The organism is Sphingomonas citricola (assembly GCF_019429535.1).
Taxonomy (GTDB): Bacteria; Pseudomonadota; Alphaproteobacteria; order Sphingomonadales; family Sphingomonadaceae; genus Sphingomonas; species Sphingomonas citricola.
The window spans coordinates 328,210-355,000 of sequence record NZ_JAHXZM010000003.1 but is presented as its reverse complement, the minus strand read 5'-3'; the positions used below and the strand labels follow the sequence as shown (position 1 = coordinate 355,000).

General features: G+C 67.9%; 27 protein-coding genes. 11 read left to right on the top strand and 16 right to left on the bottom strand.

The window, feature by feature from the left end; translation table 11 throughout:
• The first annotated feature begins 10 nt into the window (after nt 1–10).
• From mutM to dnaA, 3 genes are all read left to right on the top strand, one after another.
• A complete protein-coding gene (gene mutM, locus KZ810_RS09370; RefSeq protein ID WP_219768821.1) occupies nt 11–853 on the top strand; it encodes a bifunctional DNA-formamidopyrimidine glycosylase/DNA-(apurinic or apyrimidinic site) lyase in 843 nt (280 codons plus the stop codon).
• A 97-nt stretch (nt 854–950) separates the two neighbouring features.
• Nucleotides 951–1,214, top strand: a complete 264-nt coding sequence (gene rpsT, locus KZ810_RS09365; protein ID WP_019514925.1) for a 30S ribosomal protein S20 — start codon at nt 951–953, stop codon at nt 1,212–1,214.
• A gap of 439 nt (nt 1,215–1,653) precedes the next feature.
• A complete protein-coding gene (dnaA, locus tag KZ810_RS09360; RefSeq protein WP_219769066.1) occupies nt 1,654–3,108 on the top strand; it encodes a chromosomal replication initiator protein DnaA in 1,455 nt (484 codons plus the stop codon).
• A gap of 6 nt (nt 3,109–3,114) precedes the next feature.
• Here dnaA and KZ810_RS09355 read toward each other — a convergent pair whose 3' ends face one another.
• The 4 genes from KZ810_RS09355 to secB form a co-directional block, all read right to left on the bottom strand.
• On the bottom strand, nt 3,115–3,420 hold the full coding sequence (locus KZ810_RS09355) for a PspC domain-containing protein (RefSeq protein WP_219768820.1): 306 nt from the start codon (nt 3,418–3,420) through the stop codon (nt 3,115–3,117).
• Between the two features lie 172 nt (nt 3,421–3,592).
• Nucleotides 3,593–4,600 (bottom strand): tryptophan--tRNA ligase, encoded by a 1,008-nt coding sequence (gene trpS, locus KZ810_RS09350; RefSeq protein ID WP_219768819.1) that lies wholly within the window; start codon nt 4,598–4,600, stop codon nt 3,593–3,595.
• Nucleotides 4,601–4,605: 5 nt separating this feature from the next.
• Nucleotides 4,606–6,195: a murein biosynthesis integral membrane protein MurJ gene (gene murJ / locus KZ810_RS09345; protein WP_219768818.1), complete on the bottom strand. Its 1,590-nt coding sequence runs from the start codon at nt 6,193–6,195 to the stop codon at nt 4,606–4,608.
• Between the two features lie 31 nt (nt 6,196–6,226).
• Nucleotides 6,227–6,739 carry a protein-export chaperone SecB gene (gene secB, locus KZ810_RS09340; RefSeq protein WP_219768817.1) on the bottom strand — a complete coding sequence of 171 codons (513 nt, stop codon included), beginning with the start codon at nt 6,737–6,739 and terminating at the stop codon, nt 6,227–6,229.
• Nucleotides 6,740–6,883: 144 nt separating this feature from the next.
• Here secB and KZ810_RS09335 point away from each other — a divergent pair, with 144 nt between their 5' ends.
• From KZ810_RS09335 to KZ810_RS09325, 3 genes are read left to right on the top strand one after another with little or no spacing between them, the layout of a single operon-like run.
• Nucleotides 6,884–7,528, top strand: a complete 645-nt coding sequence (locus KZ810_RS09335; RefSeq protein ID WP_219768816.1) for a Tim44/TimA family putative adaptor protein — start codon at nt 6,884–6,886, stop codon at nt 7,526–7,528.
• Nucleotides 7,528–8,829, top strand: coding sequence for a murein transglycosylase A (gene mltA, locus KZ810_RS09330; protein WP_219768815.1), 1,302 nt, complete (start codon nt 7,528–7,530; stop codon nt 8,827–8,829). Before KZ810_RS09335 ends, mltA begins: the two co-directional genes overlap by 1 nt.
• Nucleotides 8,807–9,349, top strand: coding sequence for a Smr/MutS family protein (locus KZ810_RS09325; RefSeq protein WP_219768814.1), 543 nt, complete (start codon nt 8,807–8,809; stop codon nt 9,347–9,349). The genes mltA and KZ810_RS09325 overlap by 23 nt, the downstream gene beginning before the upstream one ends.
• 4 nt (nt 9,350–9,353) lie before the next feature.
• On the opposite strand, the gene msrB is transcribed toward KZ810_RS09325, so the two are convergent.
• The 9 genes from msrB to rpmH all read right to left on the bottom strand — a co-directional run bounded on the left by msrB (nt 9,354) and on the right by rpmH (nt 15,412).
• Nucleotides 9,354–9,800, bottom strand: a complete 447-nt coding sequence (gene msrB / locus KZ810_RS09320; protein WP_219768813.1) for a peptide-methionine (R)-S-oxide reductase MsrB — start codon at nt 9,798–9,800, stop codon at nt 9,354–9,356.
• Nucleotides 9,801–9,838: 38 nt separating this feature from the next.
• Nucleotides 9,839–10,348 carry a DUF1440 domain-containing protein gene (locus tag KZ810_RS09315; RefSeq protein WP_219768812.1) on the bottom strand — a complete coding sequence of 170 codons (510 nt, stop codon included), beginning with the start codon at nt 10,346–10,348 and terminating at the stop codon, nt 9,839–9,841.
• 62 nt (nt 10,349–10,410) lie between these two features.
• Nucleotides 10,411–11,556 (bottom strand): succinyl-diaminopimelate desuccinylase, encoded by a 1,146-nt coding sequence (gene dapE / locus KZ810_RS09310; protein ID WP_219768811.1) that lies wholly within the window; start codon nt 11,554–11,556, stop codon nt 10,411–10,413.
• Nucleotides 11,553–12,215, bottom strand: a complete 663-nt coding sequence (locus KZ810_RS09305) for a glutathione S-transferase family protein (RefSeq protein WP_219768810.1) — start codon at nt 12,213–12,215, stop codon at nt 11,553–11,555. The genes dapE and KZ810_RS09305 overlap by 4 nt, the downstream gene beginning before the upstream one ends.
• Before the next feature lie 58 nt (nt 12,216–12,273).
• Nucleotides 12,274–12,942: a ribosome biogenesis GTP-binding protein YihA/YsxC gene (gene yihA, locus KZ810_RS09300; protein ID WP_219768809.1), complete on the bottom strand. Its 669-nt coding sequence runs from the start codon at nt 12,940–12,942 to the stop codon at nt 12,274–12,276.
• Complete coding sequence (gene yidC, locus KZ810_RS09295; RefSeq protein WP_219768808.1) at nt 12,939–14,654, bottom strand: membrane protein insertase YidC; 1,716 nt, start codon at nt 14,652–14,654, stop codon at nt 12,939–12,941. The genes yihA and yidC overlap by 4 nt, the downstream gene beginning before the upstream one ends.
• 19 nt (nt 14,655–14,673) lie before the next feature.
• Nucleotides 14,674–14,886 (bottom strand): membrane protein insertion efficiency factor YidD, encoded by a 213-nt coding sequence (yidD, locus tag KZ810_RS09290; protein ID WP_219768807.1) that lies wholly within the window; start codon nt 14,884–14,886, stop codon nt 14,674–14,676.
• A complete protein-coding gene (gene rnpA / locus KZ810_RS09285; RefSeq protein WP_219768806.1) occupies nt 14,883–15,242 on the bottom strand; it encodes a ribonuclease P protein component in 360 nt (119 codons plus the stop codon). Before rnpA ends, yidD begins: the two co-directional genes overlap by 4 nt.
• A 35-nt stretch (nt 15,243–15,277) precedes the next feature.
• Entirely contained in the window at nt 15,278–15,412 is a 135-nt protein-coding gene (rpmH, locus tag KZ810_RS09280) for a 50S ribosomal protein L34 (protein WP_028056723.1), read from the bottom strand.
• A gap of 170 nt (nt 15,413–15,582) precedes the next feature.
• Here rpmH and KZ810_RS09275 point away from each other — a divergent pair, with 170 nt between their 5' ends.
• Entirely contained in the window at nt 15,583–17,091 is a 1,509-nt protein-coding gene (locus KZ810_RS09275; RefSeq protein WP_219768805.1) for a YifB family Mg chelatase-like AAA ATPase, read from the top strand.
• Here KZ810_RS09275 and KZ810_RS09270 read toward each other — a convergent pair.
• Nucleotides 17,088–18,410: a dicarboxylate/amino acid:cation symporter gene (locus KZ810_RS09270; protein ID WP_219768804.1), complete on the bottom strand. Its 1,323-nt coding sequence runs from the start codon at nt 18,408–18,410 to the stop codon at nt 17,088–17,090. The two genes, KZ810_RS09275 and KZ810_RS09270, sit on opposite strands and share 4 nt — an antisense overlap.
• Before the next feature lie 76 nt (nt 18,411–18,486).
• On the opposite strand from KZ810_RS09270, the gene KZ810_RS09265 reads away from it, so the two are divergent.
• The gene (locus KZ810_RS09265; RefSeq protein WP_219768803.1) at nt 18,487–19,737 is read left to right on the top strand and encodes a M24 family metallopeptidase; all 1,251 of its coding nucleotides are present in this window, start codon (nt 18,487–18,489) and stop codon (nt 19,735–19,737) included.
• 181 nt (nt 19,738–19,918) lie between these two features.
• Here the strand turns inward: KZ810_RS09265 and KZ810_RS09260 are convergent, their stop codons facing one another.
• Entirely contained in the window at nt 19,919–21,760 is a 1,842-nt protein-coding gene (locus tag KZ810_RS09260; RefSeq protein ID WP_219768802.1) for a phosphoenolpyruvate carboxykinase (GTP), read from the bottom strand.
• A gap of 115 nt (nt 21,761–21,875) precedes the next feature.
• On the opposite strand from KZ810_RS09260, the gene KZ810_RS09255 reads away from it, so the two are divergent.
• On the top strand, nt 21,876–23,087 hold the full coding sequence (locus KZ810_RS09255) for a LysR family transcriptional regulator (RefSeq protein WP_219768801.1): 1,212 nt from the start codon (nt 21,876–21,878) through the stop codon (nt 23,085–23,087).
• Here KZ810_RS09255 and KZ810_RS09250 read toward each other — a convergent pair.
• The gene (locus KZ810_RS09250; protein ID WP_219768800.1) at nt 23,072–23,938 is read right to left on the bottom strand and encodes a LysR family transcriptional regulator; all 867 of its coding nucleotides are present in this window, start codon (nt 23,936–23,938) and stop codon (nt 23,072–23,074) included. The two genes, KZ810_RS09255 and KZ810_RS09250, sit on opposite strands and share 16 nt — an antisense overlap.
• An 85-nt stretch (nt 23,939–24,023) precedes the next feature.
• Between KZ810_RS09250 and KZ810_RS09245 the strand changes: the two genes are divergently transcribed.
• A complete protein-coding gene (locus KZ810_RS09245; RefSeq protein ID WP_308461526.1) occupies nt 24,024–25,190 on the top strand; it encodes an isovaleryl-CoA dehydrogenase in 1,167 nt (388 codons plus the stop codon).
• Nucleotides 25,187–26,788, top strand: coding sequence for a carboxyl transferase domain-containing protein (locus KZ810_RS09240; RefSeq protein ID WP_219768799.1), 1,602 nt, complete (start codon nt 25,187–25,189; stop codon nt 26,786–26,788). Before KZ810_RS09245 ends, KZ810_RS09240 begins: the two co-directional genes overlap by 4 nt.
• Nucleotides 26,789–26,791: the final 3 nt, after the last annotated feature.

The following is a 26,791-nucleotide window of genomic DNA, read 5'->3' as shown; positions in this document are numbered from 1 at the left end:
GCTCGCTGGCGTGCCAGAGCTTCCCGAAGTTGAAACAACGGTGCGGGGCCTGCGCCCCGTTCTGCAGGATCAGGTGATCACCGCGATCGAGACGCGCCGCGCCAATCTGCGTCGTGCCTTCCCCGACGATCTGCGCCAGCGTCTGACCGGCGCGCGCGTGACCGGGATCGATCGTCGCGCCAAATACGGGCTGGTCTCGACCGATCGCGGCGACACGATGGTGTTTCACCTCGGCATGTCGGGTCGCTGGCGCGTCGATCCCGAGGAATTGCAGCTTCACGACCATCTCGTGATCGAGACGGGTGCGGGGCGCCGGCTGGCGCTCAACGATGCGCGACGGTTCGGCTCGGTCGACCTCATCGCGACCGACGCACTCGCGTCGTTCCCCGCGTTTGTAACGCTCGGGCCCGAGCCGCTCGATCCCACGTTCGACGCCCGCTACCTCCGCAGCGCGCTCGCGGGCAAGCGGACGTCGATCAAGCTGGCGCTGCTCGACCAGCGCGTGGTTGCCGGGCTCGGCAATATCTACGTCTGCGAGGCACTGTACGATGCGCGGATCGACCCGCACACCGCGGCGGGCGATATCGGCGTTGCCGCCCTCGCACGATTGGTCGACGCGATCCGCCTCGTGCTCGACGCGGCGATCCTGGCGGGTGGCTCGACGCTGCGCGATTACGCGCGACCGGACGGCGAGCTCGGCTATTTCTCCAAGCAGTTCGCGGTCTACGGTCGCGAGGGCGAGCCGTGCGGGTGCGGCGGGACGGTCGCGCGCTACGCCGAGGGCGGTCGATCGACCTTCTGGTGTCCGGCCTGTCAGCGCGCGCGGTCGCGCGCCGGTCGCCAGAAGAGTTGACGCTTCGGTCGGGTATCGTTATGCGCGGCACCTTCAAGAGGGAGGCGGGCTGTTCCCGCGCCCTTTATCAACGTTTTCAGCAGATCAGAGGACCTACATGGCGAACACGCCACAAGCCAAGAAGCGCATCCGCCGCAACGAGCGCCGGGCCGAAGTGAACGGTGCCCGCGTCAGCCGTATCCGCACCTTCGTGAAGAAGGTCGAGGCAGCGCTCGCGTCCGGTGACAAGGCTGCGGCGACGACGGCACTGGCGGCGGTTCAGCCCGAGCTGGCGCGCGGCGTCGCGAAGGGCGTGCTTCACAAGAACACCGCGTCGCGCAAGTTCTCGCGCCTGACGAAGCGTTTGTCCGCGCTCGCCTGACGCGCGTTCACGCAAGTTCAAGGGCTCGTCGGAGGTGATCCGGCGAGCCTTTTTTCATGCCCGGTCGATATCGGCGGGAACCTTGGCGTCGCGAAACGACCGGTCGTGGCGACGCTTTGAAAAAAGCACGCTTAGTCCGCGATTCGCCATCTCCCGATCAGGCATGAATGACAAAAGTACCGCGATTATAGTGGCTTATCAGAAATCCGACGGGTTTCAGCGCCGAATTTGGTGTCAATCCGCTTTATTTCGTTTTTGTGTCCGCGGACGGACTTGATCGACTCACGTCCATGTTCCTAATCCTGTCGCTCCAGGCCGACGATCGCTCGGTTGGGGGAAACGGATCAGCTTGGCGACCCAGCGTGGTGGGGACCGCGATGGGCAGTTCTGACCTTTGAATGTGGCGTGTCGTGAGCCCGTGCTCGCGGCCGTGGGAGACGTGTGCGTGCGGCAAGGCGGAGATCAGGCGGGATTGAGCGACACGGGCCGGGCATGGGCCCGCGTCCGCGCCAATCTGCGCCTGTCCGCGGGCGCACGCCTGTTCGATCAATGGCTCGCGCCGATGTCGCTGGTGGAGCCGTGCGATGGCGAGGACGTGCGGCTCGCGCTGCCCTCCGCGTTCATGACCGACTGGGTGCGCAATCACTACGCCGAGCGGCTGGTGCACGAGTTTCGCGCGCTGTTGCCGGGCGTACGCAGTGTATCGATCGAGACACGTCGCGCCTCGTCCGCCCCCGACGTCGTGGCGATCACGGCGGCGCCGCCGGTGCAGCGACCGATCGCACCCGCCGCGCCGTTGCTCGATCTCGCGGCCGCCCTACCGGCCGCGGCGCCACGCCCCACGGCACCCGAGGCATCGCTCCATATCGAGCGTCCGGTGCTCGATCCGCGCTACACCTTCGACCGCTTCGTCGCCGATGCGTCGAACCGCGTCGCGCTGAATGCCGCGCGGGCTCTCGCGGAGCCCGGCCCGGTTCGGTTCAGCCCGCTGTTCATCCACGGCGGCACGGGGCAGGGCAAGTCGCACCTGATGCACGCGATCGGCCACGCGTTCCTCGACGCGCGCCCCGACGCGCGCGTCCTGTGCATGTCGGCCGAGCGGTTCATGTTCGATTTCGTCGCCGCGATGCGCGCGCGGGACACCCACGCCTTCAAGTCACGTCTGCGCGGGTGCGACCTGCTCCTGATCGACGACCTGCAATTCATCGCGGGCAAGGACGCGACGCAGGAAGAATTCTTCCACACGATCAACGAGATCATGGCTGCGGGCAAGCGGCTGGTGATTTCGGCTGATCGTGCACCGCAGGCGCTCGACGGCGTCGAGTCGCGTATTCTTGGTCGCATGAGCGCCGGCTTGGTCGCTGACGTCAAAGGCTCGACGCTTGAACTCCGCCGCGCGGTGCTCGCGCAGCGTCTGGTGGAACTGCCCGACGCGACCGTCCCGGCCGACGTCGTCGACATGATCGCGTGCCGTATCGCGTCATCGATCCGCGAGGTCGAGGGGGCGCTCAACCGCGTCGTCGCCTATGCGTCGCTCACCGGTGAGGTGATCGACCTGGGCTTCGCGCAGAGCGTGCTGGGCGACACGCTGCGCGGTGCGCAGCGGCGCGTGACGATCGATGAGATCCAGAAGGTTGTGTCCGAGCATTTCGAGATCAAGCAGATCGATCTGCTCTCCGCGCGTCGCGCCCGCGCCGTCGCGCGTCCTCGCCAGATCGCGATGTATCTGGCCAAGCGGATGACGACGCGCTCGCTGCCCGAGATCGGCCGCAAGTTCGGCGGACGCGATCACAGCACGGTCATTCACGCCGTCCGCCGGATCGAGGAATTGCGCGACACCGACCGCGACGTCGACGGCGCGGTGCGTACGCTGATCCATCAACTCGAGTCCTGACACCGCTCAAGCGGCGCGTGGCAGGTCGATCGGTTCGTTGTTTTGCTGCGTTTCCGCCGCGAGCGGTGTCGGCATGGCAGTCTGTGATGTGCGCACGCGCGGATCGGGTGACACCAGTCGACTGACCAACACAATGACGCCCAGTGCCGCGTAGGACGCCAGCGCTACCTCGAGGTTCCACATCAGCGCCGCGCCGATCGCGAGACGCAACCACAGGGGATTGAACCCGAAGTCGCCCGCGATGGCAGCGCAGACGCCGAAAATGCTGTCCCGCGCGGGAGTTGCGGCGGACTGCTGTTGTTCCCGGTTCATGATGTTCGCTCCGCATTGGCGAGGCCGTGGCCTCAATGTGGATCGTTCAGCACGTGCCGTGCCAATCCGATAAGCAGCTGTATTTGTCCGGTTTATTTCCTGCCGGTCATCATCAGTCCGAGCCAGACGCTAATATCTGGCGCGACACGCCACCTCATCGCCCCTCATCGCCTCAGACGAGCAGCCCCATCGCCTCCTGCGCGCGCCGAAGGACCGGGGCGGCCAGATCACGCGCGCGTTCGGCGCCGCGTTCCAGGATCGCGTCGATCGCGCTTCGATCGGCGAGCAGCCGCGTCATCTCGTCGCGGATCGGCGCGAGCTTGGCGACCGCGAGATCGGCGAGTGCCGGCTTGAATTGCCCGAAGCCCTTGCCCGCATATTCCCCCACCACGTCCGCGGTGGCGCGATCCGCGAGCGCGGCGAAGATCGTGACAAGGTTGCGTGCCTCGGCGCGCCCCTCGAGTTCTTCCCACGTCTCCGGCAACAGGTCTGGATCGGTCTTCGCGCGGCGAAACTTGTCCGCGATCACCTCGTCCGAATCGATCAGCTTCACGACCGATTGCTCGGACGGGTTCGATTTCGACATCTTCGCGCCCGCGTCGCGCAGGCTCATGATGCGCGGCGCGGCCTGGCTGACCAGCGGGGCGGGCAGCGTGAACAGCTCGGTCGCGTAATCGGCGTTGAACTTGGTCGCGATGTCGCGCGCGAGTTCGAGATGCTGCTTCTGATCCTCACCGACCGGCACGTGCGTCGCGTTGTAGAGCAGGACGTCGGCGGCCATCAGCACCGGGTAATCGTACAGCCCGACGCTCGCGCCTTCGCGATTCTTGCCCGCCTTGTCCTTGAACTGCGTCATGCGGTTGAGCCAGCCGACGCGCGCGACGTTGTTGAGCAACCAGGACAGTTCGCTGTGCTGCGGCACGCGCGCCTGGTTGAACAGGATCGAGCGTTCGGGATCGATCCCGGCGGCGACCAGCGTCGCGGTCATCTCGATCGTGTTGGCGCGCAACTCCGCGGGGGCGATCCATTCGGTCAGCCCGTGCAGGTCCGCGATGAAATACATCGTCTCGCCGCCCTGCGACAGGATCTGGTCCTGCATCGCGACCCATTGCTTCACCGCGCCGAGGTAATTGCCGAGGTGGAGATTGCCGGTCGGCTTGATGCCGGAAACGACACGCATATTCGTCATCGGGAAGAGGCTCTGCGGCGAAGAAGGGAACGAAGATCGGCCACGCGGAACGCGCCGGTCGCGAAACAGGCGAGCACGTAGACGAGCACGCCAGCGCCGACCAGTACCGCGAGCGCGAGCCCGCGCTTGACGATGCTGCCGGTCAGATAGGGATCGATCTGCGGTGTGACGAGCAGCAGCGTCGCACCCATCAAGGCGGCGGCGATCGCGAGCCGCGGCACCTTGCGCCGCACCTGCGCGTCGAGCGTGAAATGTCCGCGCCGCGCGAGGGTCACGTAGAGCGAGGCGACATTGACCGTCGAGGCAAGTGCGGTGGCGAGCGGGGGCCCGACCTGGCCGATCTCATAGTGGCCGAGCAGCGGGATCAGGATCAGATTGCCGACGAGGTTGATTCCGACCGACCACAAGGCGAGTCGTACCGGCGTCTTCGTATCCGCACGCGCGTAGAAGCCCGGCGTCAGCACCTTGACCAAGACGTAGCTCGGCAGCCCGATCGAGAAGGCCGACAGCGCGAGCGCGGCACGCGTTGTGTCGGCGGCGTCGAACGCGCCGTGCTGGAACAATCCGCGCACGATCGGCTCGGCTGCGAAGACGAACGCGGCGGTGGCGGGCAATGTCAGGAACAGCGCGAGCTCTAACCCGCGGTTCTGCGTCTCCATCGCCTCCGCCTCACGTCCTTCGCTCAGCAGGCGCGAGACGACGGGGAGAAGAATGGTGCCCAGCCCGATACCGATCATGCCGAGCGGCAGCTGGTTGAGCCGGTCGGCATAATAGATTGCCGATATCGACCCCGCCGACAGCAACCCGCCCGCGAGCGCGGTCGAGATCGCCAAGTTGATCTGCGCCGCCCCTGCGCCCGCGGCGGCAGGGACGATCAGCTTCATCAGCCGCTTCACGTCGTCGTCGAGCTTCGGAAAGCGCAGCCGCAGCGAGACGCCCGCGCGGCGACACGCCCACATCAACCACAGGAGCTGCAGTGCACCGCCTGCAGTCACCGAGATCGCCTGTACGCGCGCGGTCTCGTACGCGTTGTCACCGTGGAAGAAGAGTAGGCCTGCGATCATCGCGACGTTCAACAGGATCGGCGCGGCGGCATTGACCCAAAATTTGTTGAGCGAATTTAATATGCCGCCGAGCAGCGATACCAGCGAGATGAGTGTCAGATAGGGGATGGTGAAACGCGACAGCGTTACCGCGAAGGCGAATTGCGTCGGGGAAGGATGCTGTCGCTCGAACCCGCCCGATAGCCCCCACGTGATCGGATAAGCGGCGAGCAGCATGATCGCGGTGAACGCGACCAGGATCGGGAACAGAAGGGCGAGCGCACGCTCGGCAAAATTGACCCCGGCCGCGGTCCCGCCGCCTTCCGCAACCTTGCGATTGAACAGCGGAATGAACGCCGCGGAAAACGCGCCCTCCGCGAACAGCGCGCGAAACATGTTGGGCAGGCGGAACGCGACGAAAAAGGCGTCGGAGGCGAAACTCGCACCGACATAGGTCGCCTGCAACGTGTCGCGGACGAGCGCCAGCACACGGCTGGCAAGCGTCAGTCCGCCGACCGAGCCGAGCGCACGGGCCAGGTTCATGGATTAGCGTGCCCCCGGCCCGTCAGTCTGTTCAGGCGTGGCCGACCTGACCGTCGCCGAACTGGATGCCCTGCTGCTGCGCCTGCTGAAGGAACAGCGCGTTGAAGTCGATCGGCTCGAGCACCAGCGGCGGGAAACCGCCGTCGCGGATCGCGTCCGAAACGACGCGGCGCGCGAACGGGAACAACAGGCGCGGGCCTTCGCCCAGCAGGAACGGCTGGATGTGCTCGGCGGGGATGTTGCGCAGGCCGAACAGCCCGGCGTAGCTCAATTCGGTGATGAACGCGGTCTGGCCGTTCGACGTCGCGCGGACCTCGATCTTCAGCACGACCTCGTGCACTTCCTCGCCGATCTGGCTCGCTCCAATGTCGAACTGGACGTTGATCTCCGGTGCAGTCTCATTCTGATAAATCGCGGGTGCGTTCGGGTTCTCGAACGACAAGTCCTTGACATATTGCGAGATGAGGCCCGCCGCGGGCGCCTGATCGGCACCGTTCGCGAACGGGTCCTGACCCTGCATGCCGCCGTTGTCCTGCTCGTCCATGATCCTGATCCTCGTGTCGGGGCGCTTGGCGCGCCAAATGCCGCGCGCCTAGCAGTGCGGTCAGACGGATACAACGTGCCCGCTCGGCGATTTGAAGTTCCGACTGGCGCAGACTATGTTGTGCGTCTGCTGATCGGAGGCCCGGTGTTCTACGTTGTCCTGCTCGCGATTGTCGCCGCGTTTCTGGCGCTTCGCTTATATTCGGTCCTCGGCAAGCGCGGCGGGCACGAGCAATCGCTGCCCCGCGCGGCAGAGGAGCGTGTCGCCGCGGTCGCCCCGGCGCGGACCGTCGACAACGTGCCCGACGTGCGCGGGCAGACCGTCCGACCGTTCGACAACGGTGCAGAGGCCGGGCTGCGCGCGGTCGCCGCGGCCGAGCCCGGTTTCGATGTCAGCCGGTTCGTCGATGGATCGCAGGCGGCGTACCGGATGATCCTGGAGGCGTTCTGGCGCGGCGACGAGGATGCGCTCGCCGAGTTGGTTGTCCCAGACGTCCGGCAGGCGTTCGTCGAAGCGATGGAGGCGCGGCGCGATGCCGGGCACGTTCTCGACAACCGGCTGGTCACGATCGAGTGCGCGACGATCGTCTCGGCGTCGGTCGAGGGGCGCCAGGCGCAGATCGCGGTTCGCTTCGATGCCGATATCGCCGCGGTGACGCGCGACACCGAGGGTAATCTTGTCGCCGGGTCGCTCAGTGACGCGGTGCAGACGCACGATGTCTGGACGTTCACGCGGACGCTCAAGAGCGCCGACCCGAACTGGATGCTCGCGGACACCGACGAGGCGTGATGTACCGACGGGGGGTAGCCGCGCTGGCGGGTGCGCTGGCGCTGTCGGCGTGCGTGGGCGGCGTGACGCCGCCGCCTCGTGCAAACACGGGCACGCTTCCGCCGCCACCGCGCGAGCGGGATCGCGACCAGCCGCAACGTTATCAGGAACCCGGCCCGCGTCAGCCCGTCGCCGCGACGCCGATCCTGCCGATGCCCGCCGTGTCAGTGCCGGGCGCATCGACGGCGGCGCAGGCCGGCGTCGTGCACGGTGTTGACTGGAGCGCGCTGCCGCTGTCGCCCGAGAACGCGGCTGCTGCGCTACAGGCGTTTCGCACCTCTTGCCCCAGCCTCGTGCGCCGTGCCGATCAGTCGGGACTGGCGGCTCCGTCCGATTGGCAACCCGCCTGTACCGCCGCCGCGACGACCGCGCCCGCGCAGGCCCCCGACTTTTTCCGCCGCTATCTCGAGCCCGTTCAGGTCGGCGACGGCCGCGCCTATGCGACGGGTTATTACATCCCCGAAATCCGTGGCTCGCGCGAGGAGCGCACGGGCTACGCACCGATCTACGCCCGGCCAAGCGACCTGATCGACGTCGATCTCGGCGCCTTCTCCGCCGATCTGGCGGGCAAGAAGATTCGTGGGCGCGTCGACGGTACAAAGTTCGTGCCCTATTTCGATCGTACGCAGATTGAGGAAGGCGCGCTGAACGGCCGCGCGCGCGTGCTCGGCTACGCGGTAGATCCCGTGGAGTTCTTCTTTCTCCAGGTACAGGGCTCGGGGAACGTTCGTATGCCCGACGGCTCGCTGCTGCGGATCGGCTACGACACGCAGAACGGGCGCGACTATACCGGGATCGGCGCGCTGATGCGCGCGCGCGGGCTGATCGGCCCCGACCAGGCGTCGATGCAGGGGGTGGTGCAGTGGCTGCACGATCACCCGGACGAGGGCCGCGCCATCATGCGCGAGAACAAGAGTTTCGTGTTCTTCCGCGTGCTCGATGGTGCCCCGCTGGGTGCGCTGGGCCTGCCGGTGACGGGTGGCGCGACCGTCGCGGCCGATCCGAAGTTCATCCCGCTCGGCGCGCCGGTTTTATTGTCGATGGACCGCGTCGATGCGAACGGCATCTGGGTGGCCCAGGATACCGGCGGCGCGATCAAGGGCGCTAATCGCTTCGACACGTTCTGGGGCGCAGGGGCCGACGCGCGCGCGATTGCCGGCGGCATGAGCGCGCGTGGCACCGCGTTCCTGCTGCTTCCGGTCGGGACGGTGGATCGCCTGCGCAGCGGAGGAGCGGCCGGTGGGACGACGCCTAGCCCCTGAGGAGGCAAGCGCCTGGGCGCAGGTCCGTTCGACTGTGCGTCCGCTCCGCCCCGAGCGGCCTGCACCCGCGCCGGTCGTGATCGCTGCGCCGAAGCCGGTCAAGGCTAAGGCGGTAGTGCCGGCGTTGATGCCGTCCCAACCCGCGCGCGTCGCGGCGCCGGCGCCGCGCACGAGCGCGAACACGCTCGATCGCAGCTGGGATCGAAAGCTGGCGACCGGCATGATCGCGCCCGATCGGACGATTGACTTGCACGGCCACACACTCGCCTCGGCGCACGCGATGCTCGACCATCAACTCGATCAGGCGATCAGGCAGAGTGAGCGAACGATCCTGCTTGTTACCGGTCGCCCACCGCGAAAGGAAAGCGAGCGCCCGCACGCGCGTGGCGCAATTCGTGCGGCGATCGGCGACTGGCTGCAATTGTCGCGTCACACCGACGCGATCGCGGCGATCCGCAACGCACACCCGCGCCACGGCGGCGCGGGTGCCTTGTACATAATTCTTCGCCGAAAGCGCTGACGCGTCAGGCGTCCTCGACCTGATCGAGATACGCGCCATACCCTTCCGCCTCCATCTGCTCCTTGGGCACGAAGCGGAGTGCGGCCGAATTGATGCAGTAGCGCAGGCCACCGCGGTCGCGCGGACCATCGTCGAACACGTGGCCGAGGTGGCTGTCGCCACCCGCCGAGCGAACTTCGGTGCGGACCATGCCGTGGGTGCGATCGGACAGTTCGTTGACGCGTGCGGGCTCGATCGGCCTGGTGAAGCTCGGCCAGCCGCAGTGCGACTCGTATTTGTCCGCCGAGGCGAACAGCGGCTCGCCCGAGACCACGTCGACGTAGATGCCGGCCTTCTTGTTGTAGAGATACTCGCCCGTGCCCGGCCGCTCGGTGCCACTCTGCTGGGTGACGTAGAACTGCTCGGGCGTCAGCCGCGCGATCGCTTCTTCGGTCTTGGTGTATTCGGTCATGATCGCTCCTTAGAAGTGCCCGTCCCGCTCGGACGTGTTCAGGCGCGAAGTGTGTCGGCGACCTGCCGCCGCACCAACTCGCTCGTCGCGCCGAACACCAGATGCGAGGCGTAGGAATAGATGTTGGTCGGTAGATCGGTATGCCACGGCGCGCTGCCAAGCCCCATCGCGGGCACTGCCGCCTCGTCGAGCAGTGTCGCGGTCGCGACGCCGAAGCCCGTGCCATAGCCCGCGGTCAGCGACGGGCGGAACTCCGCCGCGATGCCGTAGGCGATGCCGAGCCCGACGCCGAGCGCGTAGTGGATCGCCTGACCGGCGAGCGGTTTGTCGGCGTCGGCGATCTCGCGTCCGGCTACCTTCTGCGCGACCGCGTCGGCGGCCTGCTCGGTCGCGGGCTCCGATTGCGCACCATCATCGTCGGAGGAGGCGAGCGCGGTCACCACCGCCTGGAATCGGTCCATCGCGAAAGAGGCCACCGCGCCCGCTATCGCGCCGGCGACGACGCCGCGCAGAACCTTGATGGTGTCGCTCTCGTCCTGCTGAGCCATTCGCGGTCCCTCGGCTAACCTATGTTGAGCTTGGAGAACGAGCAACGCGGGTCCAGGTTGCGCTACCCCGCCAGCGTGAGCGCCCGATCGATCAGGCCGGTGTAGATGCGGGTGAGGGCGTGAAGGTCGTCGATCGCCACCGCCTCGTCGCGCTGGTGCATCGTCGCGTTGAGGAGCCCGAACTCGACGACGGGACAGAGTGCGCGAAGGAAGCGCGCGTCGGACGTGCCACCGGTGGTCGACAGCTCGGGCGTCATCCCCGTCTCGTCGAACACCGCGGCGGACAGCATCGCGGAGAGCGCGCCCGGTTCGGTCAGGAACGCCTCGCCCGATATCCGCGGGGTGACGATCGCGCCGGGCGCGTGGCGGCGGACGATCTCGCCCACCCGGTCGGCCAGCGCGGCGCCGCGGTGTTCGTCGTTGAAGCGGATGCTGATCCGCGCCTTCGCCGTGGCGGGTATGACGTTGGTCGCGGGATTGCCGACGGTGATGTCGGTCACCTCGAGGTTCGATGGCTGGAACCAGTCATTGCCCTCGTCCAGCACCAGCGCGTCCAGCTCGGCCAGTGCCGCGATCAGCCGGGGGATCGGATTGTCGGCGAGGTGCGGATAGGCGACGTGGCCCTGCCGCCCGGGCACCTCGATCCAGATGTTGACCGACCCGCGCCGCCCGATCTTGATCGTGTCGCCCAGTCGCGTCGCCGAGGTCGGCTCGCCGACGATGCACAGGTCGGGGGCGATCGCACGCGCGCGCATCCGCTCGATTAGCGCGACAGTGCCGTAGGTCGCCGGACCTTCCTCATCGCCGGTGATGATCAGCGTGATCTGCCCGTCGCCCGCATATCCGCCCGCTGCGGCCACGAAGGCGGCGACCGCGCCCTTCATGTCGACCGCGCCGCGCCCGTAGAGCAATCCGTCGCGTATCTCGCTCGCGAACGGCGGGCTGGTCCAGCCATCGCCCGCGGGCACGACGTCGACGTGGCCGGCGAAGGCGAGATGCGGCGTGCACGACCCGCGCGTCGCGAGCAGATTCTCGACCGGACCGTCGGGGGCTTCTCCCGCCATGAACCGATCGACCGCGAAGCCGAGCGGCACCAGCGCGGCCTCGAGCACGTCGAACACGCGCCCCCGCGCCGGCGTCACGCTCTCCGCGTCGACCAGCGCGCGGGCGAGAGTGACGACGTCGACGCGGCTTACCCGTTCGTTCACGCCGCGGGCTGCTCATATTGTTCGAGCACCCAGTCCTCCGCCTGCGCACCCGCGATCCAGTCCTGCATGAACGGATGCGACAGCACCGCGGCGATATACGCGGCGGCGAAGCGCGGCGCGGGCAACGAGTAGGTGACGATCCGCGTGCAGACGGGCGCGAACATGATGTCGGCCGCGCCAAAATCACCGAACAGGAAGTCGCCGTTGCCGCCGAAGCGCGCCCGCGCCTGCGCCCACAATTCCATGATTCGCGACAGGTCCGCAATCACGTCGTCGTCGGGGCGCTTGGGCGCGTAGATCTGGCGGATGTTCATGCTGTGCTTGCGGCGCAGCGCGGCGAAGCTCGAATGCATCTCCGCCGCCATCGACCGCGCCATCGCGCGCGCCGCCTCGTCCGCGGGCCAGAAACGGTCACGCCCGACCTTGTCCGAAAGATATTCGACGATCGCGAGGCTGTCCCACACGACCGCGTCGCCGTCCCACAGGATCGGTACCTTGCCAGAGGACGGCGCAAATTCGTCGCCTTCGCGGCGCTTGTCCCATTCCTCGTCGTAGAGCGGGACCACGACTTCCTCGAACGCAAGCCCTGATTGCTTGCACGCGAGCCAGCCGCGCAGCGACCATGACGAATAGGCCTTGTTGCCGATGATGAGCTTCATGCGCCCAAGCGATACGGGGCCGGGCAGGGGGCGACAAGCACCTCCTTGCCCTGGAGGTTCAGGCGCTAACGGCTTCCAGCACCGCGGCGCGCAGCTCGGCGATGCCCATGCCGCCCTCGCTCGACGTCTGGATGATGTCGGGATGCGCGGCCGCGTGCTTGCGCGCCTCGGCGGCGGTCGCGGCGGTCACGTGGGCCAGGTCGGTCGCCTTAACCTTGTCGGCCTTGGTGAGCACGAGGCGATAACTCACCGCGGCGCGGTCGAGCATCTCCAGTATCTCGCGGTCGACGTCCTTGATGCCGTGGCGGCTGTCGATCAACACCAACGCGCGCTTCAACGCCTGCCGACCGCGCAGGAAGTCGTTGACGAGGAAACGCCACTTCTTGACCATGTCCTTCGGCGCCTTGGCGAAGCCGTAGCCGGGCATGTCGACCAGCCGGAAGACCAGCGGCCGCCCGACGTCGAAAAAGTTCAACTCCTGCGTCCGACCCGGCGTGACCGAAGTCCGTGCAAGCGACTTGCGTCCCGTCAACGCGTTGAGCAGCGACGACTTGCCGACGTTAGACCGGCCCGCGAACGCTACCTCGGGCACGACCGGGTCGGGCAGGAAGTTGAGCGCGGGCGCCGATTTCAGGAACTCGACCGGGCCGGCGAACAATTTGCGCGCCGTCTCGATCTGTTCGTCGTCGAACGCCTCGCCGCCGATGTCGGAGGGCTGGTCGTTCACTTGGCCCCACCCTGGGCCGCAGCCTGCTTCAGCTGCGGGTGGCGGCTGTAAAGCCACTTCTGCTGCAGGATCGAGATGCAGTTGGTGGTGATCCAATAGACCTGCAGACCGACCGCGAACGGCGCCATCACGAACATCAGCACCCACGGCATGATCGCGAACACCTGCTTCTGCGCGTCGTCCATCGGTGCCGGGTTGAGGCGGAACTGGAAGAACATCGAGATGCCGAGCAGGATCGGCACCACGCCGATCGCGATGACGTGCGGCGGCGTGAAGGCGAGCAGGCCGAACAGGTTGACCGGGGTCAGCGGATCAGGCGCGGACAGATCCTTGATCCACAGCACGAACGGCTGGTGGCGCATCTCGATCGTCAGCAGCAGCACCTTGTACAGCGCGTAGAAGATCGGGATCTGGATCAGCGTCGGCAGGCAGCCCGCGAGCGGGTTGACCTTTTCCGCCTTGTACAGCGCCATGATCTCCTGCTGCTGGCGCTGCTTGTCGTCCTTGTGACGTTCCTGGATCGCCTTCATCTTGGGCTGAATCGCACGCATCGCCGCCATGCTGCGGAACTGGCGCTGTGCGATCGGGAAGACGAGCAGACGGATCGTGAGCGTCAGCAGGATGATCGCGACGCCGAAATTGCCGACCAGACGGAACAGCAGGTCGAGATAGTAGAAGATCGGCTTCTCGACCAAGCGGAACCAGCCCCAGTCGAGTGCATAGTCAAGCTTCGCCGCCGTCCCGTTGTCGGTATATTGGTCAAGCAGCTTTACTTCCTTCGCACCCGCGAAGAAGCGCGTCGTCTGCGATACCTGCGCGCCCGGCGCGAGCATCTGCGCCGCCCCGGTGAAATCACCCTGATAGGTCTTGCCTGCGCCCGCGCGGAACTGCCCGTCGAAGCTGCGCGCCTGATCGGGGATCAGCGCGGTCAGCCAGTATTTGTCGGTGAAGCCGAGCCAGCCGCCCTTCGAGGCGAACTTCTGCGGGCCGGCGTCGACGTCCTTGAAATTGGGGCCGTAGTGCGCTGCGTTGTCGTACACCGCCATCGGACCGGTGTGGATCGTCCAGCTGTCCGGGTCCTTCGACACGCCGGCGCGGTTGACGAGCGCGTAGCTCGCGACGGGCACCGCGGTCTGCCCGGCGTTCGCGACCGTCTGGCGGATGGTGAACAGATAATCGTTGTCGATCGACAGATCGATGCGGAAGCGCTGACCACGCGCGTTCGCCGCGGTCAGCGTCACCGGGCGACCGGGGGCGAGGACGTTCGAGGAGGCGGTCCACACCGCGTCGCCGGCGGGGGGCATCAGCCCGCCGTCACGCCACCCGAACTGCGCGAAATACGCCTCGGGTGCGCCCGCGGGCGACAGCAGGCGGATCGGCGCGGAATTCTTGGCAACCGTTTCCTTGTAGTCGGTCAGTACCAGGTCGTCGATCCGCGCGCCGCGCAGGTTGATCGACCCCTCGATGCGCGCCGTCTGGATACGGACGCGCGGGCTCTCGGCCAGCACCGCGCGGCGGTCGCGCATCGCGGTCGGCCCGTCCGCGGTCGGATCGGCGCCCGGCTGCGGCAGCGGCTTCGACTTGCCGTCGACGATCTTGGTCACGGGCGGGTTGGCGGTCGGAAAAAACCGGCTCTGCGCCAGCGGCCAGCCGAACAGGATCAGTGCCGCGATCACCGCGAACACGATGAAATTCTTGTTGTCGTTGTTCACCTGGCGCCCCAATTCGTCATCACGGGACCGGATCGGGTCCGTGTCCGCCCCAAGGATGGCACCGGCCGATCCGCTTGATCGACAGCCATCCGCCTTTCACCGCTCCATAGCGGCGCAGCGCCTCGATTGCATAGGCCGAACACGACGGCTGATACCGGCATGACGGCGGCAGGATGACGCTGGGTCCCAATTGCCACGCGCGCGCGAGCAGGATGAGCAGTCGCGCGATCATTTTCGCTTGCGCGGCCGCGGCCGGGTGTCGCCCTCGGACGCCTTCGCCGCGCGCTCCAGCGCACGCACCAGGTCGTGCCGGAGCGCGGCATAGTCGCGCGTCAGCGCACCGTCGCGTCCGATCAACACATGGTCGGCCCCCGCGCATCCCGCCTCGGGCAACACGTCACGCGCGAGCGCGCGGAAACGCCGCTTGATCCGGTTGCGGACGACGGCGTTGCCGACCTTCTTGGTGACGGTGATGCCGATCCGCATCGCGGGATCGTCGTCGCGCCGGTCCTTGACCAACAAAACGAAGCCGGGCGTCGGAGCCCGACGCCCGGCGTTCGCGGCCAGATATTCCGGCCGCTTCGTCATGCGCCCCGGCGTCACGCGCGGGGTGCTTTTCTCGCTTACGCCGACAGCTTCTTGCGGCCGCGCGCGCGACGCGCCCGGATCACCGCACGGCCGCCGACCGTCGCCATCCGCGCGCGGAAGCCGTGACGGCGTGCACGCACCAGGTTGCTCGGCTGAAAGGTCCGCTTCATCGTTCATGTCCCGAATACAAATATCAAGGGGCCACCACACGGGCAGCCCCAACGCTGCGCCGCTTACGGAAATGCGGTGCGCAAGTCAACGCGGGGCCGCGCGATCAGTAAGTCTTCGCGGCTTCGCACGCGGCGCCGCTGCGCTATGACCCGATACCGGGGGGAGCAACATGGTCGCGATCGTATCCACCGTGGCGTATCTGGGGCTGGAGGCGCGCGCGGTCGAGGTGCAGGTGCAATTGATCGCCGGGCTCCCCGCGTTCAACCTCGTCGGGCTCGCCGACAAGGCGGTGGGCGAGAGCCGCGAGCGCGTGCGCGGCGCGATCGCCAGCATGGGGCTGTCGCTGCCGCCCAAGCGGATCGCGGTCAATCTGTCCCCCGCCGATCTACCCAAGGAAGGTTCGCACTTCGATCTTCCGATCGCGCTCGGGCTGCTCGCCGCGATGGGTGTGGTCGACGCCGAGGCGCTGGCCGACTACGTCATCGTCGGCGAACTGGGGCTCGACGGTCGCCTGGCGCCGTCGCCCGGCGTGCTGCTCGCCGCGATCCACGCGGCCGAAGTGGGCAAGGGGCTAATCTGTCCGGCCGCGCAAGGGCCCGAGGCCGCTTGGAGCGCCGGTGTCGAGGTCGTGGCGGCGCCCGATCTGCTCGGTCTGCTCAACCATTTGAAAGGCGAGCAACTCCTCGCGATGCCCCGCCCCGGCGCGGTGATCGACGCGCGCGGCGGCCCCGACCTGCGTCAGGTGAAGGGGCAGGAAACCGCGAAGCGCGCACTTGAGATCGCGGCGGCGGGATCGCACAATCTGCTGATGGTCGGACCACCCGGCGCGGGCAAGTCGCTGATGGCCGCCTGCCTGCCGGGCATCCTGCCGAAGCTCGACGCCGCCGAGGCGCTGGAGGTCAGCATGGTGCAATCGGTCGCCGGTACGCTGACGAACGGTCAACTCACCCGCGTGCGCCCGTTCCGCAGCCCGCACCATTCCGCGTCGATGGCGGCGCTGACAGGCGGGGGGCTGCGCGTCAAGCCGGGCGAGGTCAGCCTCGCGCACCTGGGGGTGCTGTTCCTCGATGAATTGCCCGAATTCCAGCGCGCGGTGCTCGACTCGCTTCGCCAACCGCTGGAGACCGGCACCGTCAGCGTCGCGCGCGCCAATGCCCACGTGACCTATCCAGCGCGGGTACAGTTGATCGCCGCGATGAACCCGTGCCGCTGCGGGCACCTCGGCGACGCGAGTCTTGCCTGCGCGCGCGCGCCGAAATGCGCGGCCGACTATCAGGCCAAGGTGTCGGGGCCTTTGCTCGACCGCATCGACCTGCACGTCGAGGTGCAGGCGGTCACCGCCGCCGACCTGACGCTGCCGCCCCCGCGTGAGGGCTCGGCCGAGGTCGCCGCGCGCGTCGCCACGGCAAGGGCCGTCCAGACCGATCGGCTGACGGGAAGCGGCGCGCGTACCAATGCAGAACTCGACGGCGACACGCTCGACCGCTTCGCCACCCCCGACGAGACCGGCCGGCAACTGCTCGCGCAGGCCGCAGCCCAGCTACGCCTCAGCGCGCGCAGCTACACGCGTGTGTTACGCGTCGCGCGCACGGTCGCCGATCTCGCGGGTGCGGAGACGATCGGCCGCATCCACGTTGCCGAAGCGCTCAGCTACCGCCGACAGCCGCCGCGCAATTAAACGTCGCGAAACGAAGTAACCGGATCGGCCGGACCGTGCCCGCTCGGCGCGCGCGGCGCCTCGATCGCGACCGGTTCGGGCGCGTCGAAGCCGCCCTCCCATTTCGCCACCACCGCGCTCGCCACCGCATTGCCGATCACGTTGGTCGCGGTGCGCCCCATGTCGAGGAAATGATCCACCGCCAGGATCAGCAGCAGCCCGGCCTCGGGAATGTTGAACATCGGCATCGTCGCCGCGATCACCACCAGGCTCGCACGCGGCACGCCCGCGATCCCCTTGCTCGTCACCATCAGCACGAGCAGCATCGTGATCTGCTGCCCGATCGAGAGGTCGATCCCGTACGCCTGCGCGACGAACAGCGACGCGAACCCCATGTAGATCATCGACCCGTCGAGGTTGAACGAGTAGCCCAGCGGCAGCACGAAGCTGGCGATCCGCGGCGGCACCCCGAACCGGTCGAGCGCCTCCAGCATCCGCGGATAGGCGGCCTCCGACGACGCGGTCGAGAAAGCGACCAGCAACGGCTCGCGCACGTGGCGGATCAGGTCGACGATCCGCCGCCCGATGAATAACGTGCCGACACCCAGCAGCACCGCCCACAGCGTCAGGAGCGTCAGGTAGAAGCTGCCCATGAAATAGGCGAGCTGTCCGATCACGCCGGCACCGCGCTCGGTCAGCGTGCCCGCGACCGCGGCGAACACAGCGATCGGCGCGACGCGCATCACGTAATCGGTCACCTGGAGCATCACGTGCACCAGCGCGTCGATCCCGCGGACCAGCGGCGCTGCCTTCTCGCCAACCGCGGTGATGCCGACGCCGACGAACAGCGACATGACGACGATCTGCAGGATCTCGTTCTTCGCCATCGCGTCCACCATCGAGGCGGGGACGATGTGCGTGACGAAATCCTTCAGGTTGAACCCCGTCGTCTCGACCCCCGACGCGGCGGTCGCGGCGGGCAGCGGCAGGTTGATGCCGACCCCCGGCTGGAACACGTTCACCAGGATCAGCCCGAGCCCGAGCGAGACGAGGCTCGCGCAGATGAACCAGCCGAGCGCGCGCCCGCCGATCCGCCCCAGTGCCTTGGTGTCGCCCATCTGCGCGATCCCCGACACGAGGGTCGCGAAGACGAGCGGCGCGATGATCATCTTGATCAGGCGCAGGAACAACGAGGTGAGGATCGAGAAATAGCCCGCGATCTCGGTCAGCCGCGCGGCGGCGGCGGGCGTTCCGTCGTCGAGCCATGTGTTCAGCCCAAGGCCGACGACCAGCCCCGCGACCAGCCCGATCATGATGTACAAGGTCAGCCGCTTGGCCAAATCATCGCTCCCGCACGTGCGCCAAAAGGGAAGGGGATTGCGGCGCTTGCGTCAAGCACCCTATCGTCCGCCGCCTATGCCGACCTCCTTCACGCGCCGCAACGTCCTCGCCGCCGCCGCGGTCCTGCCGCTCGCATCGGGCGTGCTGCGCGCGGCCGAGCCCGATCTGGCGGCGCTCCGCGACCTGACCGGCACCACGCGCCCGATCGACGCGGCCGAGCGCGCACGCCGCCTGTCGCGGGTGCAGGCGCTGATGAAGGCGAACGGCGTTGGCGCGGTGCTGATCGAGCCCGGCGCGTCGATGATCTATTTCACCGGGGTGCGCTGGCATCTGTCGGAGCGGCTGACCTGCGCGATCCTGCCCGTCGAGGGCGAGCCGTGCATCGTCACGCCGTTCTTCGAGGAGCCCTCGGTCCGCCTCAGTCTGTCGGTTCCCGCCGAGGTCAGGACGTGGAACGAGGATGAGGATCCGCTCGCGGTCGTGGCGGGCTTTCTGCGCGAACGTCGCCTGACCGCGCGGCCCGTCGCTGTCGAGGCGAACGTCCGCTTCTTCGCGACCGACCGCCTGCGCAGGGCACTGCCGGGCGTGAAACTCGTTAGCGCCGATGGCCTCGTCCGCGCCTGCCGCATCGTCAAGTCACCCGCCGAGATCGCGCTGATGCAGGCGGCGACCGACGTGACGATCGATGCCTATCGCTGGCTTCACCCGCGCGTCGAGGTCGGGATGACGGGGCGCGACGTCGGTGCGCTGATGGACGCGGCGACGCGCAAGCTGGGCGGGGCGCCCGAATTCTCGATGGCACTCGTCGGCCCCGACGCGGCGCTGCCCCACGGCGGCACCGCGCCGCGGCGGATCGTGCGCGGCGACGTCGTGCTGATGGATTGCGGCTGTACGGTGCAGGGCTATCAGTCCGACGTGTCGCGTACCTTCGTCGTCGGCGCAGCGAGCGCCGAGGTGCGCCGCGTCTGGGATCAGGTCGCGCGCGGGCAGCAGGTCGCGTTCGCGGCGGCGAAACTCGGCGCACCCGCGGGCAGCGTCGACGATGCGGTGCGGCGCTATTATGAATCGCTCGGCTACGGGCCGGGCTATCGCCTTCCGGGACTATCGCACCGCACCGGCCACGGCATCGGCATGGAGGGCCATGAACCGGTCAATCTCGTCCGCGGCGAGGCGACGGCGCTCAGCCCCGGCATGTGCTTCTCCGACGAGCCCGGCCTCTACCTGCCCGGCAAGTTCGGCGTCCGGCTGGAGGATTGCTTCCACGTGACCGAGGCGGGGCCGAAATGGTTCAGCGAGCCGCCCGTGTCGATCGACCGGCCGGTGTGACGCGCACGTCGCTCGGTCGCCTGCGAAGGTGATCAGACGACGCGATCGATCGCTGTCGGTACGACCGCTACCCGGACACGCCGCATAACCTTGACGGGAACGTAGGCGGCGCCCGCGCGGGGGAGTTCCGCACGAGCGCCGCGACGACGGCGACCGCGAGGCCGCCGAAAGCCGGATGAGATCAGGCGGTCGCGAGCCGCTCCTCGAGCGCCTGCTGCTGCCGCATCAACGCGGGCGGGATCGGCGCGTCGAACTCTTCAAGGAACGTGCGATTGCGCGCGGCTTCCTCGTTCCACGTGGCGGTATCGACCAACAGCAGCGTCTCGACCGCGTTGAGCGACAGACCCAAGCCTGCGACATCGAGCGCGTCGGGGGTCGGCAGATAGCCGATCGGCGTCTCGACCGCGTCGGCCTCACCCTCGATCCGGTCGACGATCCACTTCAGCACGCGCGAATTCTCGCCGAAGCCCGGCCAGACGAACTTGCCGTTCTCGTCCTTGCGGAACCAGTTGACCATGAAGATGCGTGGCAGGACCGCAGCGTCCGACTGCGCCTTCGCGCCGATCTTCACCCAATGGTTGAAATAGTCACCCATGTTGTAGCCGCAGAACGGCAGCATCGCGAAGGGATCGCGGCGCAGCGCGCCAACTTTGCCCTCGGCCGCCGCGGTACCCTCCGACGCGATGTTCGCCGCCATGTAGACGCCGTGTTCCCAGTCGAACGCCTCGACTGCCAGCGGCACCGCGCTCGCGCGGCGGCCACCGAAGAGGAACGCGCTGATCGGCACGCCGTCGGGCGACTGCCATTCGTCGGCGATCGACGGGCATTGCGCCGCGGGTGCGGTGAAGCGCGCGTTGGGATGCGCGGCGGGCTTGCCGCTGGCGGGATCGTACGGCTCGCCGGTCCAGTCGGTCAGCCCCTCGGGCGGCGTCTTCGACAGACCCTCCCACCACACGTCGCCATCGGCGGTCAGCGCGGTGTTGGTGAAGATGCACGTTCCCGACAGCGTGTCGATCGCGTTCTTATTCGTGGCAGGCCCCGTGCCCGGCGCGACGCCGAAGAAGCCCGCTTCCGGGTTGATCGCGTAGAGCCGCCCGTCCTTTCCGAACCGCATCCAGGCGATGTCGTCGCCGACCGTCTCGGCCTTCCAGCCCGGCACCGTCGGCTCGAGCATCGCGAGGTTGGTCTTGCCGCACGCGCTCGGGAAGGCGGCGGCGACGTAATGCGCGCGGCCCGCCGGGTTGGTCAGCTTCAGGATCAGCATGTGCTCGGCGAGCCATCCCTCGTCGCGCGCCATCACGCTCGCGATCCTGAGCGCGAAGCATTTCTTGCCGAGCAATGCGTTCCCGCCATAGCCCGACCCGTACGACCAGATCTCGCGCGTTTCGGGGAAATGGACGATCCACTTCTCCTCGTTGCACGGCCATGCCACGTCGGCTTGCCCTTCGGCCAGCGGCATCCCGACCGTGTGAACGCAGCGGACGAAGAAACCGTCCTCGCCCAGCATGTCGAGCGCGGGCGTGCCCATCCGGGTCATAATGCGCATGGAAAGAACGACGTAGGCGCTGTCGGTTAGCTCGACGCCGATCGCGCTCTTGTCCGACCCGATCGGGCCCATGCAATAGGGCACGACGTACATCGTCCGCCCGCGCATCGACCCCGCGAACAGCCCGTCAAGCTTGTCGCGCATCTCGGCCGGCTCGACCCAGTTGTTGGTGGGGCCGGCATCGGCCTCCGCATCCGAACAGATGAACGTGCGGCTCTCGACGCGCGCCACGTCGCGCGGGTCGGAACGCGCGTAGAAACTGTCGGGGCGCAGTTCGGGGTTCAGCCGCACCAGCGTGCCCGCCTGCACCAATTGCTCGGACAGCGCGTCCCACTCGGCCTGCGATCCGTCGCACCAGTGGATCGCGTCAGGCTGCGTGTGCGCCGCGACCTGCTCGACCCATTCGATCAGCGCGCGGTGGCTGGTCGGTGGCGTGCCGTTGGCGCTCGTCGTCGCGACGCCGGGTTGCATCAGCATGGATCGTGTCCCTCTCCGCCCATTCACGGGCAATATTGTGCAACGTTAAAGGTGGGGCGGGCCCTTGTTCAAATCTGAATAGCGGAATGCTATAAGCCTGGGTTAAAGGACAACGATGACAGCCGCGCATGACCTCAACCTGCGCCACCTGCGCCTCCTGCTCGGCATCGCGCAGGCGGGCAGCCTCAGCCTCGCGGCGCGCGCATCGGGCGTGTCGCAACCCGCGCTTAGTCAGGCGCTGGCCAAGCTGGAGGCGGCGTTCGGCGTCGCGCTGTTCGATCGCACCGCGTCGGGCGTGTCGCCGACCGCGGCGGGACGGCGCATCGTCCGCCGCGTCGACCATGCGTTGCAGCGCATCTCGCGCGCATTCCGCCGGTCCAGCAACACCCCGCAAAAGGGCGACCCTCACAATTATCTCACCACCGCGCACGTCCGTGGCCTGATCAACCTCGCCGAAGCCGGCAGCTTCATGCGCGCGGCCGAGAGCGCGGGCGTATCGGTCCCCGCGCTCCACCGCGCGGTGCGCGATCTGGAGCAGTTGAGCGGCACCGCGCTGGTTGAGCGCCGCGGCCGCGGCGTCGGATTGACCCGCGCGGGCGCGACGCTGGCGCAGGGGTTCAACCTCGCGCACGCCGAACTCACCACCGCGCTGGAGGAATCGAGCGGGAAGGGCGGCCGCCTCGCGATCGGCGCGATGGCCTTGTCGCGCTCGCTGCTGCTACCCGCCACGCTCGCCGACCTACTACGCGATCACCCCGCCGCGCGCGTCGACGTGGTCGAGGGGTCGTATCTCGAACTCGTCGAACTGCTGCGGTCGGGCCGGATCGACATGCTGATCGGCGCGCTGCGCGATCATCCCGGGCGCGAATTGTTGCAGGAGCCGCTGTTCACCGATCGCCTGACGATCATCGGCCGCGCCGAGCACCCGCTGGCGCGCGGTAATGACGGGGGGGAGGCGGGGTTCGAGGATCTCGCCGCCTACCCTTGGATCGTCGCGCGTCGCGCCTCCGGGCTGCTCGACCGCTGGCAGCAGATGTTCGACCACGCCGACAAGCCGCGTCCCGACGCGCCGATCCAGTGCGGTTCGGTTGCGCTGATCCGCGGTGTGCTGGTACGCAGCGATTTCCTGACTTTGCTCTCCCCCGATCAGGTGAGCGCCGAGATCGAATCGGGTTCGCTCGTCACGATCCAGTCGTGCGTGCCCGACACGATGCGGACGATCGGCGCGATCACGCGGCGCGACTGGTATCCGACCGCGCTCCAGGAGCAGTTCATGGCGGTGCTGCGCCACCACGCGACCGTGGGGCGTACTCAGCCGGGCGACTGACCCAGCCCCTCTGCGGCACGGACGAGCGGCGTCCCGCGCAGCGCCGCGGCGTCGCGATGTGGCGCATAGACGAGGCCCAGCGTGCGCGTCAGGTCGAACCCGTCGAGCCGCGGACACGCGATGCCGTCGCCCGCGAAACTCTCCGGCACCAGCGTCACGCCCAGCCCTTCGCGCACGTAACGCAGCGCGCGTTCGTCGCTCGCGGTGCGTGCGGAAAAGAACGGCCGCACCCCGCGCGCGGTGAAATGGCGGCTGGTGTCCGCCAGCGCCTCGCAGTGGCGACGCACGATCATCGCCTCGCTCGCCAGTTCCTCCGCCGCGACGCTCACGCGGCCCGCGAGCGCGTGAAACGACGGTAGCGCCATCGCATAGCCTTCCTCCGCCACCACGACGTGCGCCCCGACCCCGGCGCGCACGATCGTCAGCGCCACGTCGATCCGCCCGCTCGCCAGCCGATCGCTTAAGTCGCGCTCGCGCCCCTCGTACAATTCGAGCCGCTCGCCGCCCGCCAGTCGGTGCGCGCGCAACAGTCGCTCGATCCAGCCCGGCGCAATCGAGCCTAGTACGCCCAGCCGGATCGTCTCCGCCGCCGCGCTGTCGCTGACCGCGCGCTCCGCGGCGAGGAACCCCGCCTCGATCCGCCGCGCCTGCTCGGCGAGCAACGTGCCCGCGCGCGTCAACTCGACGCGGCGGTTGCTGCGCCGGAACAGTGGCTGGCCGAGCGTCTTTTCCAGCTTCGCGACGCCGACCGACAGCGTCGGCTGCGACACGTTGCACGCGTCCGCCGCGCGCGAGAAATTGCCGTGGTCGATCACCGCCAGGAAATAGCGAAGATGGTAACGGTCGATCATAGACACCGTCTATGATGTAAGCCCCGAAACTTCAATTTTGCGCGGGCATCACGCGGCTGGTACACCGCGTGCAAAGGAGAGGCCTGTGGCAGAAATGGACTTCGCGCTCGGCGACAATGCCGAGATGATCCGCGACACCACCCGCCGGTTCGCGACCGACAAGATCGCGCCGCTGGCAGCGAAGATCGACGCCGACGACTGGTTTCCAAGGAACGAGCTGTGGCCCGCGATGGGCGAACTCGGCCTCCACGGCATCACGGTCGCCGAGGAGGACGGCGGGCTCGGGCTCGGCTATCTCGAACACGTCGTCGCGCAGGAGGAGGTCGCGCGCGCGTCCGCCTCGATCGGTCTGAGCTACGGCGCGCACTCCAACCTGTGCGTCAACCAGATCCGCCGCTGGGCGAGCGCCGAGCAGAAGGCGAAATACCTCCCCAAGCTGATCAGCGGCGAACACGTCGGCAGCCTCGCGATGTCGGAGGCGAATGCGGGTTCCGACGTCGTCTCGATGAAGCTGCGCGCCGAGAAGGTGCAGGGCGGTTACGTCCTGAACGGCACGAAATTCTGGATCACCAACGCGCCCTACGCCGACACGCTCGTCGTCTATGCCAAGACGGGCGAGGGGTCGCGTGGCATCACCACCTTCCTGATCGAGAAGGATATGTCCGGCTTCGCGATCGGGCAGAAGATCGACAAGATGGGGATGCGCGGCTCGCCGACCGCCGAACTCGTCTTCACCGACTGCGAGGTGCCCGACGAGAACGTGATGGGGCCGGTGAACGGCGGCGTCGGCGTGCTGATGAGCGGGCTCGATTACGAGCGCACGGTGCTCGCGGGCATCCAGTTGGGCGTGATGCAGGCGTGCCTCGACGTCGTGCTGCCCTACGTGCGCGAGCGGCAGCAGTTCGGTCAGCCGATCGGCGCGTTCCAGTTGATGCAGGCGAAGATCGCCGACATGTACGTCGCGCTCAATTCCGCGCGCGCCTACGTCTACGCGGTCGCGCAGGCGTGCGACGCGGGCAAGACGACGCGCTTCGACGCGGCGGGCGCGATCCTCCTCGCCAGCGAGAGCGCGTTCAAGGTCGCGGGCGAGGCGGTACAGGCGCTGGGCGGTGCGGGCTACACCAAGGATTGGCCGGTCGAACGCTTCCTGCGCGATGCCAAGCTGCTCGACATCGGTGCCGGCACCAACGAGATCCGCCGCATGCTGATCGGCCGCGAGCTGATCGGTCACAACCCGCCGGTCGCGCAATGAGCGCGGCACGGCTCGACACCAAGCTGGCGCACGCCGACGCGACTTTCCAGGCGAACGCCGCGCACAATCAGGCGCTCGCCGAGGAATTGCGCGACCGCGTCGCCCAGGCGGCGCTCGGCGGCGACAGCCGCGCGCGCGATCGCCACACCGCGCGCGGCAAGCTGCTGCCGCGCGACCGGGTCGAGCGGCTGCTCGACCCCGGCACTGCCTTCCTCGAGATCGGACAGCTCGCCGCGAACGGCCTCTACGATGATCAGGTGCCGGGCGCCGGGCTGATCTGCGGTATCGGCACCGTGTCGGGCCGGCAGGTCATGATCGTGTGCAACGACGCCACCGTGAAGGGCGGCACCTATTACCCGCTGACCGTAAAAAAGCATCTGCGCGCGCAGGAGATCGCGCAGGAGAACCGGCTGCCCTGCATCTACCTCGTCGATTCGGGCGGCGCCAACCTGCCGCATCAGGCCGAAGTGTTCCCCGATCGCGAGCATTTCGGCCGCATATTCTTCAATCAGGCGAACATGTCGGCGCTGCAGATTCCGCAGATCGCCTGCGTGATGGGCAGCTGCACCGCGGGCGGCGCCTACGTGCCCGCGATGAGCGACGAGACCGTGATCGTGCGCAACCAGGGCACGATCTTCCTCGCCGGGCCGCCGCTCGTGAAGGCCGCGACGGGCGAGGTCATCTCGGCCGAGGAACTGGGTGGCGCGGAGACGCACGGCCGCCGTTCGGGCGTGGTCGATCACGTCGCCGAGAACGACGATCACGCGCTGACGATCGTGCGCGACATCGTGTCGACGCTGCCCCCGCCGCCCGCACCAACGATCAACATCGCGACCCCACGCGAGCCCGCATTCCCGGCCGACGATCTCTACGGCATCGTCCCGCAGGACGTGCGCGCGCCGTACGACGTGCACGAGGTGATCGCGCGGCTGGTCGACGCGTCGGAGTTCCACGAATTCAAGGCGCTGTACGGCACCAGCCTCGTCTGCGGCTTCGCGCATATCCACGGGATGCCGGTCGCGATCCTCGCCAACAACGGCGTGCTGTTCAGCGAATCGGCACAGAAGGGCGCGCATTTCATCGAGCTCGCCTGCCAGCGCCGCGTGCCGCTCTTGTTCCTCCAGAATATCTCGGGGTTCATGGTCGGCGGCCGCTACGAGGCGGAAGGGATCGCGAAACACGGTGCGAAGCTCGTCACCGCAGTCGCGACCGCCAGCGTGCCCAAGATCACGATCCTGATCGGCGGCAGCTTCGGCGCGGGCAATTACGGCATGTGCGGCCGCGCTTACTCGCCCCGCTTCCTGTTCAGTTGGCCCAACAGCCGCATCAGCGTGATGGGCGGCGAACAGGCGGCAAGCGTGCTCGCGACCGTCCACCGCGACGCCGATAGCTGGACGCCCGACCAGGCCGAGGCCTTCAAGGCGCCGGTGCGACAGAAGTACGAGGACGAGGGCAATCCCTATTACGCCACCGCGCGGTTGTGGGACGACGGCGTGATCGAGCCGGCGCAGACGCGCGACGTGCTCGGCCTCGCGCTCACCGCCTGCCTCAACGCCCCCGTCGAGCAGGCACCCCGCTTCGGCGTGTTCCGGATGTGACCC